Annotated in this window: 15 protein-coding genes; 7 read left to right on the top strand and 8 right to left on the bottom strand. The window is 73.3% G+C overall.

The window, feature by feature from the left end; genetic code table 11:
* Positions 1-175: 175 nt before the first annotated feature.
* Entirely contained in the window at positions 176-925 is a 750-nt protein-coding gene (locus AB0M59_RS03495) for an ATP-binding protein (RefSeq protein ID WP_364607859.1), read from the top strand.
* A gap of 6 nt (positions 926-931) precedes the next feature.
* On the opposite strand, the gene AB0M59_RS03490 is transcribed toward AB0M59_RS03495, so the two are convergent.
* Complete coding sequence (locus AB0M59_RS03490) at positions 932-1,390, bottom strand: ATP-binding protein (RefSeq protein ID WP_364607856.1); 459 nt, start codon at positions 1,388-1,390, stop codon at positions 932-934.
* 53 nt (positions 1,391-1,443) lie between these two features.
* Entirely contained in the window at positions 1,444-1,815 is a 372-nt protein-coding gene (locus tag AB0M59_RS03485; protein WP_364607853.1) for an STAS domain-containing protein, read from the bottom strand.
* A gap of 233 nt (positions 1,816-2,048) precedes the next feature.
* On the opposite strand from AB0M59_RS03485, the gene AB0M59_RS03480 reads away from it, so the two are divergent.
* The 3 genes from AB0M59_RS03480 to AB0M59_RS03470 all read left to right on the top strand — a co-directional run bounded on the left by AB0M59_RS03480 (position 2,049) and on the right by AB0M59_RS03470 (position 4,878).
* Entirely contained in the window at positions 2,049-2,462 is a 414-nt protein-coding gene (locus AB0M59_RS03480; protein WP_364607850.1) for an STAS domain-containing protein, read from the top strand.
* Between the two features lie 84 nt (positions 2,463-2,546).
* Positions 2,547-3,992, top strand: coding sequence for a hypothetical protein (locus AB0M59_RS03475; RefSeq protein WP_364607847.1), 1,446 nt, complete (start codon positions 2,547-2,549; stop codon positions 3,990-3,992).
* A gap of 88 nt (positions 3,993-4,080) precedes the next feature.
* Positions 4,081-4,878, top strand: a complete 798-nt coding sequence (locus tag AB0M59_RS03470) for an STAS domain-containing protein (RefSeq protein ID WP_364607844.1) — start codon at positions 4,081-4,083, stop codon at positions 4,876-4,878.
* A gap of 7 nt (positions 4,879-4,885) precedes the next feature.
* On the opposite strand, the gene AB0M59_RS03465 is transcribed toward AB0M59_RS03470, so the two are convergent.
* On the bottom strand, positions 4,886-7,021 hold the full coding sequence (locus AB0M59_RS03465) for an ANTAR domain-containing protein (RefSeq protein WP_364607841.1): 2,136 nt from the start codon (positions 7,019-7,021) through the stop codon (positions 4,886-4,888).
* Between the two features lie 197 nt (positions 7,022-7,218).
* Here AB0M59_RS03465 and AB0M59_RS03460 point away from each other — a divergent pair, with 197 nt between their 5' ends.
* Positions 7,219-7,644 (top strand): hypothetical protein, encoded by a 426-nt coding sequence (locus tag AB0M59_RS03460; protein ID WP_364607838.1) that lies wholly within the window; start codon positions 7,219-7,221, stop codon positions 7,642-7,644.
* Position 7,645: 1 nt separating this feature from the next.
* Here AB0M59_RS03460 and AB0M59_RS03455 read toward each other — a convergent pair whose 3' ends face one another.
* From AB0M59_RS03455 to AB0M59_RS03445, 3 genes are all read right to left on the bottom strand, one after another.
* A complete protein-coding gene (locus AB0M59_RS03455) occupies positions 7,646-8,467 on the bottom strand; it encodes a helix-turn-helix transcriptional regulator (protein WP_364607835.1) in 822 nt (273 codons plus the stop codon).
* A gap of 150 nt (positions 8,468-8,617) precedes the next feature.
* The gene (locus AB0M59_RS03450) at positions 8,618-10,819 is read right to left on the bottom strand and encodes a heavy metal translocating P-type ATPase (RefSeq protein WP_364608494.1); all 2,202 of its coding nucleotides are present in this window, start codon (positions 10,817-10,819) and stop codon (positions 8,618-8,620) included.
* An 83-nt stretch (positions 10,820-10,902) separates the two neighbouring features.
* The gene (locus AB0M59_RS03445) at positions 10,903-11,043 is read right to left on the bottom strand and encodes a hypothetical protein (protein ID WP_364607832.1); all 141 of its coding nucleotides are present in this window, start codon (positions 11,041-11,043) and stop codon (positions 10,903-10,905) included.
* A gap of 158 nt (positions 11,044-11,201) precedes the next feature.
* On the opposite strand from AB0M59_RS03445, the gene AB0M59_RS03440 reads away from it, so the two are divergent.
* The gene (locus AB0M59_RS03440; protein ID WP_364607829.1) at positions 11,202-11,762 is read left to right on the top strand and encodes a sigma-70 family RNA polymerase sigma factor; all 561 of its coding nucleotides are present in this window, start codon (positions 11,202-11,204) and stop codon (positions 11,760-11,762) included.
* A gap of 41 nt (positions 11,763-11,803) precedes the next feature.
* A complete protein-coding gene (locus AB0M59_RS03435; protein WP_364607826.1) occupies positions 11,804-12,523 on the top strand; it encodes a zf-HC2 domain-containing protein in 720 nt (239 codons plus the stop codon).
* Positions 12,524-12,653: 130 nt separating this feature from the next.
* Here the strand turns inward: AB0M59_RS03435 and AB0M59_RS03430 are convergent, their stop codons facing one another.
* Together AB0M59_RS03430 and AB0M59_RS03425 are read right to left on the bottom strand one after the other, a co-directional pair.
* Positions 12,654-13,256, bottom strand: coding sequence for a DUF5134 domain-containing protein (locus tag AB0M59_RS03430; protein ID WP_364607823.1), 603 nt, complete (start codon positions 13,254-13,256; stop codon positions 12,654-12,656).
* Entirely contained in the window at positions 13,253-14,584 is a 1,332-nt protein-coding gene (locus AB0M59_RS03425) for a PepSY-associated TM helix domain-containing protein (protein ID WP_364607820.1), read from the bottom strand. Before AB0M59_RS03425 ends, AB0M59_RS03430 begins: the two co-directional genes overlap by 4 nt.
* Positions 14,585-14,592: the final 8 nt, after the last annotated feature.

Below are 14,592 nucleotides of genomic sequence, written 5' to 3'. Positions count from 1 at the left end.
ACTTGCGTACCGCAATCGTCCTGACCGGCGTCGGAGCTGCTCCGCTCTCGGCGACGTTTGTGCGACGCAACTGTGTGGCGTTCGATTTTCGGAGTGAGCGACCTACCGGATTCGGCGCCGTGGTCCTAGCGTGGACAGGGCCGGAACGGCACTGCTGCTCGCCTGAGGAGAGACGATGCTGGGCACGCTCGACCTCGACGTGGCGTCACAGCCGCTCTACACGCTGGTCACCGTGACCGGCGGGCTGCACCTGGGCAGCTACCGGCGTCTGCGCGACGGCCTCCTGGAGGTCGCGGCGGACGAACCGGAAGCCGTGATCGCCGGCATCGACGGCCTCGACCTCGACGCGGTCGCGCCGGTCGGGGTGTTCGGGCTGGTCGCCCGGCGGCTCGGAACCTGGCCGGGGATCCCGTTCGCGCTGGCCGGCGCCGCGAGCCGGACCCGGGCGCTGCGGGAGCAGGGGATCCACCGCCAGGTCGCGATCGGCGAGGACGTCGGCAGTGCCGAACGCACATTGTGCAAACCGTCGCGGCAGCAGACCGAACTGATCCTCCCCCGCGGCCTCGAAGCGTCCGCGGTGGCGCGGGCCGCCGTGCGCGAAGCCTGTGCGCAGTGGGAAGTCCCGCAGTTCGTCTACGACGGCATCCTCGTCGCCGGCGAGCTCGCGGCCAACGCGGCCCAGCACACCACCTCCACGGCCACCCTGCGGCTGGACCTGAGGCGCGGGCGGCTGACCATCGCCGTGCTCGACGACGACCCCCACCCGGCCGTGTTGTTCCCCCGGCCGCGAGCGGGCGCCGCCGGGCTGGGCCTGCACATCGTGGCGCGCTCGGCGCAAGCGTGGGGCTGCAGCTCACGGTGGTCCGGCGGCAAAGTCGTCTGGGCCGTCCTCACCAGCGAACGGCACGCCGCCGACCCGGGCTGAGCCGGTTCAGCACGGCTCCGGGTCCATCATGATCGGCTCGTCGCGCACCGCGCAGGCGGCGAGCGTCCCGGTGCCGCAGTCGATGCGCGCCCACACCGTCTTCCCGGGTTCCGCGGGCCGCACACCCCAGTCGCGGGCGAGGTCGCCGACCAGCACGAGTCCCCGCCCCCGGGCGACGGCCGGGCCCGGGGACCCGATCACCGGAACGGCTTCGCCCTCGTCGTGGACCTCCAGCAGGGCCGAGCACGGCAGGAACGTGGCGGACGCGGCGATCGTCACCGGGCCGGCGCCATGTTCGTAGGCGTTCGTGGCCAGCTCGGTGACCACCAGCTGCACCGCCCAGAGGTGATCGGCGTCGAGCCGCGGCAGCGCCCGCGCGGTCCACCACCGGAGCGCGCTGAGCGGCGGGAGCGGGTCCCGCCCCAGCGTGTACACGAGTCGTTCGCCCGTACCCGGGGACGTCATGGGGACAGTGTGCTCCGGCACCCGTCGGCGCCGATACCGCCGGGTCCCCGCTTTCAGCCCGGGTTCGCCCGCAGCGCTTCGGCCAGCGTGGGGTACAGGACCACGCGATCGTCGTTCCAGAACGTCAGCAGCACGACCGACACCGGGTGAGGCGGGGTGACGAGGCACAGCCGCCGCTGCCCGGCGTGGGCGCGCTGCGCCGCCTGGGCCAGCGCCCGCAGGCCGGCCGCGGCGAGGAAGGTCACCCGGGACAGGTCCACCACCGTGACCGGGGCCAGGTCCTGCTCGGTCGCGTGCTGAAGCAGCCGGACGGAGAGGGCGTCGATCTCCCCGGCCGCGCTGACGACCAGCAGGCCCGGGCGCACGACGTCCCGTCCGACGACGAGGATCTTCGCCGCCGCCTGCCACGGGCTCTTCGAGGACACGACGTCCTCCCTAGATCGCGGGCCGGGCTGTCGCGCGGCGCACGGCGGAGCGGGCCCGACTCCGCCAGTGAAGCAGGCCGGGTGCCGCCCGCGTCAACCCCGCGGGCCATTCGGTGCGCCTTCCGCCGCGAGACCGTCGGGTCCGGAGGGTTGACGGCCCGCGCTGCGGGGTAGCCGACTTCGGAACGGCTCCGCGCCGGAGCCTGGGAAGCGCTGAGCGGAGCGTGGTGGCCGTGGCCGATCCCTTCCAGCCCGAACGCCTCCGGGTGATCCGGACGCGCGGTGAACCCGGTGTCGTCGTCCTCGCCCTCTCCGGCGAGCTCGACGCGGGCACGACCCCCAAGCTCGCGCAGGCGACCGCGCAGGTCCTGGCCGGCGAACCCCGGCCGGAGGTGCTGGTCCTGGACCTGTCCGAGCTGACGTTCCTCTCCGTCGCCGGAGTCCGGCAGGTGCGTGCCACCCACGACAGCACCGGTGCCGACCGCCTGCGGGTGGTGACCGGCGAACGTCCCGTCGTGCGCGACTTCCTGCACGCCACCGGCTTCGAGGCGGTGCTGGACTGCTACCGCACCCGGGTCGGCGCGATCGTCGCGGGCAGCCGCGCCGACTTCGTGCACCGCGCGGAAGCCGTCTGGAACGCCGGCTGAGGGTGCCGCCGGCTCTTGCCACCGGGTGTGCCACGTTGCAAACTGGGTCGGCTGCCGTGCCGTTCCCCACCCCGGAGGTCACCGGTGACCGACTTCGATCGACGTGACGTGCTGCGCACCCTCACCGCGCTGGGGGTGACCGGCGTGACGGCGAGCTTGTTCGGCGGCACCGCCGAAGCGTCCGGCACAAGCCCGCTGGACCTGAAGTTCAGCGTGGCGGAACAGTTCCGGCCGTTCGACCTGATCGCGCCGAAGTTCGTCCAGGTCGACACCCGGGCCCGGCCCGGCACGCTCGTCAAGACCGGCGTACGGCCGAAGGCGCCCTACGGGACGGTCACCGTCGAAGTGTCCGGCGAAACCGCTTCCGTCTTCGCGGGGCTGGCCGGCGACACGACTTCAGTCCTCGGCACCTACGACGCCGTCGCGAAGCAAGCGGGCATCGAGATCACCACGCCGAGCGGCACCACCGTCGTCAAGACCGCCCCGGCGGCCCTCCCCGCGACGTTCGGGTTCGCCGTGGTGGTCAACGAGAACGCGGTCACGGTGCTGGCCGACACCGGGACGGGCTGGCGGCCGCTGCTGACCGAGCGCGACCAGGTCCGCGCCCGGATCGACCTCCGCGACCCCGCGGTGCTGGGCAAGCTCGGCTACGCCTACGGCAGCCGCGGCCCGGCTCGGCTCGGCCGGGTCCGGGCCGGGTACTACGGTCAGGCCGGCGTCCGCGACCCCCACGTCGTGCAGTACGCCGACGGCCGGCCGTACATCCGCCACGGCAAGCTCTACCTGACCATGACCAACGCCGGGCTCGGCTTCTTCCAGCAGGCGCACTGGGCGGTGTGGACGCTGGACCTCGCCGACCCGACGAAGCTGGAGCAGGTGGCGACGCTGTTCTTCGCCCGCGACGGCGTCGTGCTCGGCGACCACGCCGGCCAGATCGTCCGCGACGACGAGCACGACCGCTTCATCCTGCTCATGAGCTCCTGGGGCGACTTCGCCTTCACCGGCGTCCACGTGCGCCACACCACCACCCGCGCCGACGTGCTCTCGGGCGTGCACGTCCTGCCCACCGAGCAGCTTCCGCTGCCCACGACCGTGAGTTCGTGGGACCCGGCGCTGACGAAGATCGACGGCCGCTGGCACATCGCGTTCGTGGAGAGCCCGGCCCAGCAACCCGCGTTCGTGTTCCACCCCGCGCTGGCGGCCGCTCCCCGCGGCGCCGACTACGACCACGGCCTCGCGCTGCTGGGCGCGGACCTGTCGGTCAGCCAGACCGAAGGCACCATCCTGCAACGGGTGGGCGGCCGCTGGTACCTGTTCGCCAGCGACGGCGACGCCCGCGAGTACCCGGTCTACGACCTGCGGCTGCGCAAGCTGGGCACGCTGAACGCGCCGTACGGCACCAACATCCCGCACCCGATGCTGGTGCGGATCGGCGGCCGGTGGTGGCTCCCCACCTTCGACGGCACCCAGTACGCCGAAGACGTCCTCGGCTACGGCGGCCACGGCGACTTCATCCTGATGCGGGCCTGACGGCTCCCGATCGCGGCCCACCGTTTATCGAGCCACCGGAGGGGTAGGCACTTCGGATACCCATCGGCTATCCCGAGGTAAAGACGGTATGTCACGGAGCAGCCAGATCGACGTGCCCCACGAGGCGCGAGCGGACTGCCTGATCGCCCGCCCGGCCGGCGTCCTCGACGCCCTGACCTACACCGAGCTGCGTGACCGGCTGGTCAAGCTCGCCCTCGACGGTCCTCGCGCCGTGGTCACGGACATCGCCGACTTGGCGGTCACGTCCGAATCCGCGCTCACGGTGTTCCTCGCCGCCAGGAACCGGGTCACCGAATGGCCGGGCGTGCCCATCATCCTGGCGGTGCCGGACCCCGACCGCTACGAACGCCTCGCCGGCTCCGCGCTGCGCCGGTTCGTGCCTGTGTACCGCACCGTCGACGACGCCATCGCGGCCGTCCCCGTCCAGCACCCCGGACGGCGGATCGTCCGCGCCGAGTTCGCCCCGGTCGGCGCGAGCTCGGCCGCGGTACGCGCGTTCGTCGACGACACCTGCCAGAACTGGGGAATCGCGGCGGAATCGGACAACGCGTGCCACGTGGCCACCGAGCTCGCCGAGAACGCGATCTTCCACGCCGGGGCCACGCCGTTCGAGCTGCGGCTGGAGCTGCGCTGCGGCCTGCTCACCGTCGCCGTCCGCGACGGCGACCCGCGCCCGGCCGTCCTGCGCCACCAGCCCTCCGGGGAGCCGAGCGGCTTCGGCCTGCACCTCGTGGCCGACCTGGCCCAGACCTGGGGCAGCGCCCCCGACCTGTACGACGGCAAGGTCGTCTGGGCGACCCTCGCCATCGGCGCCGACTGGCTGCGGTCGCTGACGCCGTGGACGTCGCCCGCCGAATCGGGCTGACACGCGGTCAGCGGGGCGGCTCCAGATCGGTGTGGCGGGTGGCGAGTTTCGTGGCCAGGTCGACCAGCTTCACGTTGAGATCCTGGGACGTCCGGCGCAGCAGCGCGAACGCCTCGTCCGCCGTGATGCCCTGGCGGCTCATCAGGATGCCCTTCGCCTGCCCGATCACGTCGCGCGAGCTCACCGCCCGGCGCAGCTGCACGCGCTCGAGCTCGGCCAGCTCCGCCGTCTGCGCATGGGCCAGGGCGAGCGAGGCGTGCGTGGCGAGGAGCAACGCCGCGTGCCGATCGGCGGCGGTCAGACCGCGGGGTTGCCGCGAATAGAGGTTCAGCGCACCGGACACCGCGGCCGCACCGTCCCCACCGTGCAGCGTGGTCGAAACGATCGCGCGGTACCCGTGGCTCGCCGCCGCGGCCGCGAAGGACGGCCAGCGCGCTTCGACGCGCAGGTCGTCGCTGAAGACGAAGCCCGGGCCCTCCGGGACCGCGGCCGACACGCACGGGCCCTGGCCACTGCGGTACTGCACCTGGTCGAGCACGGCGGCCACCGGCCCGGTGCCGGCCGGGGTGAAGAAGACCCCGTCCGGCGCGAGCAGCGTGATGCTGACCAGATCGGCCCCCGCGACGACCCGGCCCGCGGCCTCGACGAGGTGCCGCAGCGCGTCCGCGACCGTGGCGTCGCCGAGCAACGTGCGGGTCAGCGACTCGAACTGGGCCACCCACTCCTCGTCCGCCTCCGGCATGCTCGCCGCGGCGCCCGGCCCCAGTGCCGCTTCCAGATCGGAGAACCGCGGGGTCGACGCGTGGGTGGTCGCGATGTCCCAAGCCCGCGCCACCGCACCGGCGGCCGGGACGACCACCCGGACGCGGTCACCGCCCTCGGCCACGAACCGCGCCAAGGCGCGAGCCCCTTGGGCGGACAGCACATCCACCTCGCGCAGGTCGACCACGGCCGTCGCCGCGCCGTCCGCGGCGAGAGCGTCGTACAACGCCGGGACGGCCTCTGCGGCGCCGACGGCGTCCAGGCTGCCCGACACCCGCAGCACCGCATACCGGTCCACTGTCGCGGGCACGACGCGGACTCCCTCCTCTGCCAAGGCCCCTCCTCCGGCTGCACCCGTCCTCATCGTCCGGATCAGTCCACTGTCGATGGTACGAGCCCGGAGGGGATGGCGCTCAGCGCCGGCCGCCTCACCGGGTCCGGGTTCGCTCCGGTGGCGGAACAGCGCCCGGTAGTCCCGGGGTGACGTGCCGAGGTGCCGGTGGAACGCCGCCCGCACGGTCGCGGTGCTGCCCAGTCCCGTGTGCCGGCCGAGGTGTTCCACCGGGACGTCGGTGGCCTCCGGCAGCTCGCGGGCCCGGTCCAGGCGCGCACTGGTCAGCCAGGCCATCGGGGACGTTCCGGTCTCCTCCCGGAACCGCCGCAGGAACGTGCGGCGCGACAGGTGGACGCGCGCGGCGAGCGTGTCGACGTCGACCTGCCGCGTGAGGTCGCCGAGCATCCACTCGCGCAGCGGGCCGAGCTCGTCGCCCGTCGCTGCCGGGCGAAGCCGCTCGATGTACTGCGCCTGGCCGCCGGCGCGCCGTGGCGGGGCGACGAGGTCCCGCGCCCGGGAATTGGCCGCCGCGGCTCCTTCGTCGCCGCGGATCAGGTGCAGGCACAGGTCGAGTCCGGCGGTCACGCCGGCCGAGGTCAGGATGTCGCCGTCGTCGACGTAGAGCCGGTTGGGCAGCACCCGTACGCGCGGATAGCGGGCGCGCAGGTCGGCGGTGCGCTGCCAGTGCGTGGTCGCGGGCCGCCCGTCGAGCAGGCCGACGGCGGCGAGCGCGAACGCGCCCGTGCAGATCGAGACGATCCGCGCGCCCCCGGCGTGCGCGGCCCGCAACGCCGCCACCACCTCGGCGGGCGGCGGCGCGTCGATGTCTGCGTAGCCCGGGACGATCACGGTGCCGGCACCGTCCAGGGCCTCGAGCCCGGCGTCCGCGGTGATCGTCAGGCCGCCGCCCGCCACCGGCACCGGGCCCCGGCCGGCGCACACCGTCAGCTCGTAGTGCGGGTCCGAGCCGAAGACCTGCACCGGGATCCCGACGTCCAGGGCGAGCACGCCCGGGAGGGCCAGCACGGTGACGCTGCGCCGCTTCATGGCACGATCCAAGCGATGAGCGGCCCGCGTGCCACTGTCGCTCGCGGTCGCCGGTTCCTAGCGTCGGGCGTCCGAGGTTCGTTGACAGCGCGGCGGCAAGTGCGAACGTCTTGAATGAGTCATTCAGGTCTTCGGAGGTCCTGAATGACTCATTCAAGACCTTTGGTCCGGGCTACCGATTCCGACCCTGGCTCGGCGTGAGCACGCTGGCACCGCACCGGGCGCGCTTCGAGGTCGAGGGCGCCGAGCTCGCCGCCGAACTCCTGACGAGCCACGGCGTCGCCGCGTCCGACGTCGACCGGGTCTGGGAGGCGATCGCGCTGCACACGTCGCCGGGCATCGCCGAACGCCGCGGCCTGCTGGCCTACCTGACCCGCGAAGGGGTGGGCATCGACTTCGGCCGCAACGCCCACGTCGTCGCCGACCGGCACGAGCGGATCCACGAGCGGCACCCGCGCCTGTCCATGGTCAGCTCCCTGGTCGACGCCATCGTCGAGCACGCGGCCCGCGCGGAAGCGGCGGCGCCCCGGTATTCGATCGCGGGCGAACTCGTGCGCGAACGCCGGGAAGCCGGCGTCACCGAGCTGGAACGCGCGGCCGCCGGCTGCCCCTGGGGGATCTGACTCAGGGACGGTCGTCGTGGGCGGTCCCCACACTCACGCGACTCCGGACATTCTCCCGGGTTTCGTCGTTCATCGGGTGGAAGCACTCGATGCGCAGTTCCTGCAGCGTCACGTCCTGGGGTGTGCCCAAGGTCGTCACCGTCGAGAAGAAGTCGAACCGCAGGCCGTCGCGGGCGTAGCGGATCGGGACGATCGGCAGCAGCGGGCCGGTCGCGTCGAGGGTCCGCAGGCTCGCCGGCACCCCGGGGTAGTGCAGCACCTCGTCCAGGATCCGCTGGGCGCATTCGTCGGTCACGCCGCCGAGCGCTTCCCGGCGCACGCGCCCGGCGAGGGCCTCGGCGACCTCCGGCCAGTTCGTCACGTGCGGCCGCACGCCGTCCGGGTGGAACATCCGGCGGAGCACGTTCGGCGGTCCGGGTGGTTCCTCGGTGCGTCCACTGTGGAGGAACGCGAAGAACCGGCGCGCGGCGCCGTTGGTGTGCCGGATGTCCCAGCTCCGGTCCATCACCAGCGCCGGGTACGGTTCCTGCTGCCCGAGGATGGCGTCGAGCGCGTCACGCACCGCCGCCAGGGCCGGACCGTCCAAGTCGGACTCCGCGTACTCGGGCGAGAAGCCGGCGCTGAGCAACAGGGTGTTGCGGTCCCGCAAGGGCACGTCGAGCACGCCGGCGAGCTTCAGCACCATCGCTCGGCTGGGCTTCGCGCGTCCGGTCTCGAGGAAGCTCAGGTGCCGCAGGGAGACGGCCGCCTCGGCGGCCAGCGCCAGCTGGCTCAGCCGCCGGGCGGTGCGCCAGTGCTTCAGCAGCGGTCCGACGTCAGGCACCGGTCCGGCCCGCCGTCCACGCGGCGCCGGGCACGAAGCAGGCGGGCGGTGTCTTCGCCTCGGCGGGCGCGGTGTGCGTCGGATGGCCGGTCATGACGGAAGCTTGGCCCAGCCGGGTCACGGAAACAATTCCCTCCGAGGTAAACCAGGTCAGGCCGGTGGCGCCTCCTGCCGACCGGCCGCGCTGCCGCGGAACCGCGTCAGGCGCAGGCTGTTCGACACCACGAGACAGCTCGACAGCGCCATCGCCGCGCCCGCGATCATCGGGTTCAGCAAGCCCGCGGCGGCCAGGGGCAACGCCGCCACGTTGTACGCCAGCGCCCAGAACAGGTTCGCCTTGATCGTCGCCAGGGTGCGGCGGCTCAGGCAGATCGCGTCCACCGCCGCCAGGAGGTCGCCGCGGACCAGGGTGAGGTCGCTCGCCTCGATGGCCGCGTCCGTGCCCGTGCCGATCGCCAGCCCGAGATCCGCCGTCGCCAGCGCCGCCGCGTCGTTCACGCCGTCGCCGATCATCGCGACCACCCGGCCCTCGGCCTGCATCCCCCGGATCACTTCGACCTTCTGCTCCGGGGACACCCCGGCGATCACGTCGGTGATCCCGGCTTCGCGGCCGATCGCGCGGGCGACCGTGTCGTTGTCACCGGTCAGCAGCACCGGGTTCAGGCCGAGCCGGCGCAGCTGGAACACCGCGGGCGCCGACGTCGGCTTGACGCTGTCCGCCACCACCAGCACCGCGTGCGCCAGCCCGTCCCAGGCGAGGATCACCGCAGTGTTCCCCTCCTGCTCGGCCCGCTCCTTCGCGCGCAGCAACGACTGCGGCAGCCGGACGTTCAACCGCCGCAACAACTCCGGACGGCCGATGACGACCCGATGCCCCTCGACCCGGCCGAGCACACCGAACCCGGCCACCGTGCGGAACTCCCGCACCTGGCCCACCCAGCCGAACCGCTTGATCGCCGCGGCGGTGACCGCGACCGCGATCGGGTGCTCGGAAGCGTTTTCCAGCGCTCCGGCCAGCTGGAGCGCGAGGTCGCGCGGCGTGCCGTCGTCGGTCCGGACGGCGGCCAGGCTCATCTTGCCCGTGGTCACCGTGCCGGTCTTGTCGAGCACGACCGTGTCGACCCGCCGCGTCGACTCGAGCATTTCCGGGCCCTTCACCAGCACGCCGAGCTGGGCGCCGCGGCCGGTGCCCACGAGCAGCGCCGTGGGCGTCGCGAGCCCCAGGGCACACGGGCACGCGATGATCAGCACGGCGACGGCGGCGGTGAACGCGGCCGCGGTCTCCGCACCGGAGACGAGCCAGAACACCAGCGTGGCCAGCGAAAGCGCCATCACCACCGGCACGAACACCGCCGAGACGCGGTCGGCGAGCCGCTGCACGTCCGCCTTGCCGCTCTGGGCCCGCTCCACCATGGCGGCGATCCGCGCCAGCCGGGTGTCGCCGCCGACGCGGGTGGCGCGCACGACCAGCCGTCCGCTCATGTTCACCGTCGCGCCGACGACCTCGGCGCCGGCCGCGACTTCGACCGGCACCGCTTCCCCGGTGACCAGGCTCAGGTCGACGGCCGACGTGCCGTCTTCGATCACGCCGTCGGTGGCGATCTTCTCGCCGGGGCGCACCACGAACCGGTCGCCGACGCGCAACTCGTCGATCGGGATCCGCTCTTCACGGCCGTCGCGCAGCACGGAGACGGACTTCGCGCCGAGGTCGAGCAGCGCCCGCAAGGCGGCTCCGGCGCGACGCCGTGACCGGGCTTCGAAGAACCGGCCGGCCAGGATGAACAGCGTGACGCCGGTGGCGACCTCGAAGTAGATCCCGTCGACGTCGTGGTCGGCGGCGAGGGTGAAGTCGAATTCGTGCCGCATCCCGATTTCGCCCGCGCCGCCGAACAGCAGCGCGTACAGCGACCAGAGGTAGGCCGCGGCGACCCCGATCGAGACGAGGGTGTCCATCGTGGCCGTCCGGTGCTTCAGGTTCGCCCACGCCGCCCGGTGCAGCGGCCACGCGCCCCAGGCCACGACCGGCGTGGCAAGCACCAGCGACACCCATTGCCAGGCCGGGAACTGCAGCACCGGCACCATCGCGAGCACGATGACCGGCACCGCGAGGATGGCGGACACGAGCAGGCGCCGCCGCAGCGGGTCGGCCTCCGCGACCGGCGCCGGCTCGGGCGGTGCGGGTGGCTGGGCGGTGTAGCCGGCGGCTTCGATCGTCCGGACGATGTCCTCGACGGTGAGCGACGCCGGAACCGAGACGAGGGCCTTTTCGGTGGCGTAGTTGACGGTCGCGCGGACGCCGTCGACGCGGTTGAGCTTGCGTTCGATCCGCGCGGCGCACGAGCCGCACGTCATGCCGCCGACCACCAGCTCCACGTCGCGCGCGGGCCGCGGCGCGGCGATGGGCGCGGTGACCGGGTCGCGCAGGTACCCGCTGGTCATCGGACGAGCTGGTAGCCCGCGACCCGGACGGCGCTCTCGACGTGCTCGAGGACCAGGGCCGATTCACTGGTGTCGCCGACCGAAGCCGCGCAGTGCCCGCAGGTCATCCCCGTCACCGCGTACGTACTCTGAGTCATCGTGCCGCCTTCCGGCCGTGGCCTTCCCGAGATCGGGCAGTGGCCTTGCCGTAACAAGGTCGGCGGGCGGGCCCGGATGGTTCCCGCGAATTTCGGGCAAGATCATCTTCAACCGTTCCGGTCCCGCGGCCGTATCAGCGGGTGTGAGCCCCTTTCGTGTGGACGACGACGAGATCACGCGCTGGGCCCGGCTCGCCGGCCGCGGCGACCAGGTCGCGCTGGAACACTTCGTGCGCGCCACGCAGCCGCACGTCTGGCGCTTCGTGGCGAGCCTCGGCGACGTGCAGACCGCGGACGACCTCGTCCAGGAGACCTATCTGCGAGCGCTGGGCTCGTTGAGCCGCTTCAAGGGCGACTCGTCGGCCCGCACGTGGCTGCTCTCGATCGCCCGGCGCGCGGTCGCCGACCAGATCCGCGCCGCCCGCTGCCGCCCCCGCTCGGTGTCCGCGGCCGACTGGCAGACCCTTTCCGAGCGCGACGAGCCGTCGACACGGTCGCTGCTGGAGGAGCAGGTGGTCCTGGACCAGCTGGTCGGCGCGCTGGATCCGGAGCGCCGGGACGCGTTCGTGCTGACCCAGGCCCTCGGGCTGTCGTACGCGGACGCCGCCGAGGTGTGCGGGTGCCCGGTCGGCACGATCCGGTCGCGCGTCGCCCGGGCGCGCGACGACCTCCTCGCCGCGATGGCCGACGCGCCGCCCCGGCGCAGCGCCGTCGTCTGATCCGCTGGAACCGGGCCGGGCACATGAGCGACTATCTACTCGTGGACTGCGCACTTTTCCGGGAATCGCTTTCGGCCGCGATGGACGGCGAGACCGGCCCGTTGCCCGAAGCCGAAGTGGAACGCCACCTGCGGGGCTGCGGCGCGTGCCAGGCCTGGCAGGACCAGGCCCAGCGGCTGCGGCGCTCGATGCTGCGCCAGGCACCCGCGGTGCCCGACCTCACGGCCGCGATCCTCGAGCGGGCGCCACTGCCGTCCCGGGAGAAGTGGGCGGCGCGGGTCGCGCTGGGGCTCGTCGGCCTCGTCCAGTCCGGGCTCGGGTTCGCCGAATTCCTGGTGCCGGGAGACGCGCACGCCGCGCACGCCGGCGCGATCCACCTGAGCAACGAGAGTGCGGCGTGGAACCTCGCGCTGGGCATCGGGCTGCTGTGGGCGGCGTTGCGGCCCCGGACCGCCGGGGCGCAGCTGCCGCTGGTGGCCGGCTTCGCGCTGGTGCTGGGGGTGGCGTCGGCGGTCGACGTGTCCGACGGCCAGGTCGGCGCCGGGCGCCTGCTGACGCACAGCCTGCTGGTCGTGGGGCTGGTGCTGATGTTCGTGGTCCACCGCGAGCAGCGGCGCCGGCCCGCGCCCGCGCCGTTGAACGCCGACGCGCTCGGGACGGACGACGAGGTGCGGCTTCCGGAGCACGATGCGCCCGCGCCGCTCGCGCCGGTGCGCAGCCGGTTCCCGCGCAGGCCGGCCAGCCGGCATCGCGCGGCTTGACGGCCGGCCGCCTTTCGGCGGAACACCCGGCGAATCCCGACTTCCGGCAGTGCCCGGTGCGGTCAAACGTCTTGAATGAGTCATTCAGGACCTCCGAAGACCTGAATGACTCATTCAAGACCGGCTGGGCTCACACCATCGCGAGCAGCATCACCGTCGTGCCGAGGCCCATCAGGGCGTCGGCGCCCCAGCCCGCCGTCCGGACCGGCGGCAGGGCGACGCGGACGCCGTCGATCGCCCGGGCGAGGAACGCCAGACCGGCCAGGCAGAACACGCTCGCGAGCACCAGCGCGACGACCACGACGTCGGCCGGCACCCCGCCCCCGGCCGACGGCAGGGCCATCGCCATGCCCTCCATCCCCGGCATGTCCATGGTCGTCGCCGCGCCGCTGCCCACCATCGCGCGCGGCATGGCGAACACCATCCACGCCATCGCGGCCATCATCACCGCGTGGTAACCGGGGTGCCACCGGCCGCCGTGCGCGGCGCCCCGGGCGGTGGCGACGACGAACCACGCCGCGGCGAAGCCGAACAGCGCCAGCTGCGGCAGCCGGGCGAAGCTCATCGTGGCCGGCCACACCATCGCGACCATGCCCGCGCACATCGCCGCGTGCAGCACGTCGCCGAACCGGCTCGTCACCGGTCCCTGCCGGAGGCACCGGTAGACGCAGAAGAACCCGGTCCCCGCGAACACGATCGTCAGGATCCACTTCAACCCCGTCGCTTCGATCACGACGCCACCTCCTGACGGCGGGCCCCGGCGATCAGGTCCACGACGAGGAAACCCAGCAAGGACAAGCCGAACACCGGCAGGTAGTAGCCCACCACCGCGGTCACCACGAGCACGGGAGCGAGCACGCGGCCCGGGATCCGCCGCCAGGTCCCGCGCGTGGGTGGCCGTCCGACGCGCGCTTCGCCGCGGGTCGGGCGGCGCAGCCACCACATCCGGTAGCCCCAGGCGATCACCGCGATCAGCCCGAGCGCCAGCGCCGTGAGCAGGATCTGGTTGGCGACGCCGAAGAGCAGGCCCATGTGCGCGTCGATCCCCCACCGCGCCAGCTTCGCCGCCAGTGAGTAGTCCGCGAAGGGCAGCGTGTCCGTGATCCGCCCGGTCGCCGGGTCGACGGCCATCGAGTCCGCCTTCGTCGGCCAGTCCCGGCCGACTTGTTGCACGACATAGGCTTTGCCCGGCGCGGACGGCGGGCGGATCTCCACCGGGTCCGTGAGCCCGGCCCGCGAAGTCGCCGCGCGCACCGCGTCCACGCCGACGTCGCGGGCTTCGGGCGCGGCGGCCGGAAGCGCGGTCGACACCGACGGCGTCGTCCAGTCCAGCCGGGAGCGCAGCTCGCTGATGCTCGCGCCCGCGTGCTCGGACCACGTCAGCCCGGTGGCCGACAGGAACAACAGGCCGGCCGCGATCACCAGGCCGGTCGTGCGGTGCCACGACAGGAGCCGTCCCCGGTTACTGCGCGACTTCCGTTTCCGGCCGCCGATCCACAGCGCGAGCCCGGCCAGCACGACGACCCAGAGCCAGCTGGCCGCGAGTTCGCTGTACCACCGGCCGAAGTCGCCCAGGTGCAGGCTGCGGTGCAGGGTGTCGACCCAGCCGCGCACCGGCATCGCCTGCCCGGAACCGTAGGTCTCCAGCTGCCCGCGGACGTCCCCGGTGTGCGGGTCGACGAAGACCGTCCAGTGGTAGCTCGGCTCGAGCCCCGGCCGGTCGAGGATCACTTGCGTCGAATCGGTGGACGTGGCACCGGGCCGGATGCCGGTCACGGTCCCGTCGGGCACGGCCGCCCGGGCGACGGCGGTCTGCTGCTCCAGCGGGACGACGCCGGGCGCCGCCGGGACGTGTAGCTCGTGGTCGTAGACGGACTGCTCCAGCTGCGGCGTCCAGGTGTAGGCCAGCCCGGTCACCGCGGCGACCAGCAGGAACGGGCCGATGAACACCCCGGCGTAGAAGTGCAGGCGCAGCACCAGCGGCCGGATCGCCGCCCAGGTGAGCCGCGGCCGCGCCGCCATCGGCTCGGCCGTGCGCTCGTCGCTCTGGTCGATCGACATCGAGCTCC

Source organism: Amycolatopsis sp. NPDC051371, from assembly GCF_040682155.1.
Classification (GTDB): domain Bacteria; phylum Actinomycetota; class Actinomycetes; order Mycobacteriales; family Pseudonocardiaceae; genus Amycolatopsis.
Note: the sequence above shows the minus strand (reverse complement) of the source record. Positions and strands in the feature narration are given on the sequence as shown.

Coding starts and splice junctions, on each gene's coding strand:
- AB0M59_RS03470 (WP_364607844.1), top strand. CDS start 4,081: ATGTCACGGAGCAGCCAGATCGACGTGCCCCACGAGGCGCGAGCGGAC.
- AB0M59_RS03490 (WP_364607856.1), bottom strand. CDS start 1,390: ATGACGTCCCCGGGTACGGGCGAACGACTCGTGTACACGCTGGGGCGG.
- AB0M59_RS03465 (WP_364607841.1), bottom strand. CDS start 7,021: ATGAAGCGGCGCAGCGTCACCGTGCTGGCCCTCCCGGGCGTGCTCGCC.
- AB0M59_RS03425 (WP_364607820.1), bottom strand. CDS start 14,584: ATGTCGATCGACCAGAGCGACGAGCGCACGGCCGAGCCGATGGCGGCG.
- AB0M59_RS03445 (WP_364607832.1), bottom strand. CDS start 11,043: ATGACTCAGAGTACGTACGCGGTGACGGGGATGACCTGCGGGCACTGC.
- AB0M59_RS03495 (WP_364607859.1), top strand. CDS start 176: ATGCTGGGCACGCTCGACCTCGACGTGGCGTCACAGCCGCTCTACACG.
- AB0M59_RS03450 (WP_364608494.1), bottom strand. CDS start 10,819: ATGACGTGCGGCTCGTGCGCCGCGCGGATCGAACGCAAGCTCAACCGC.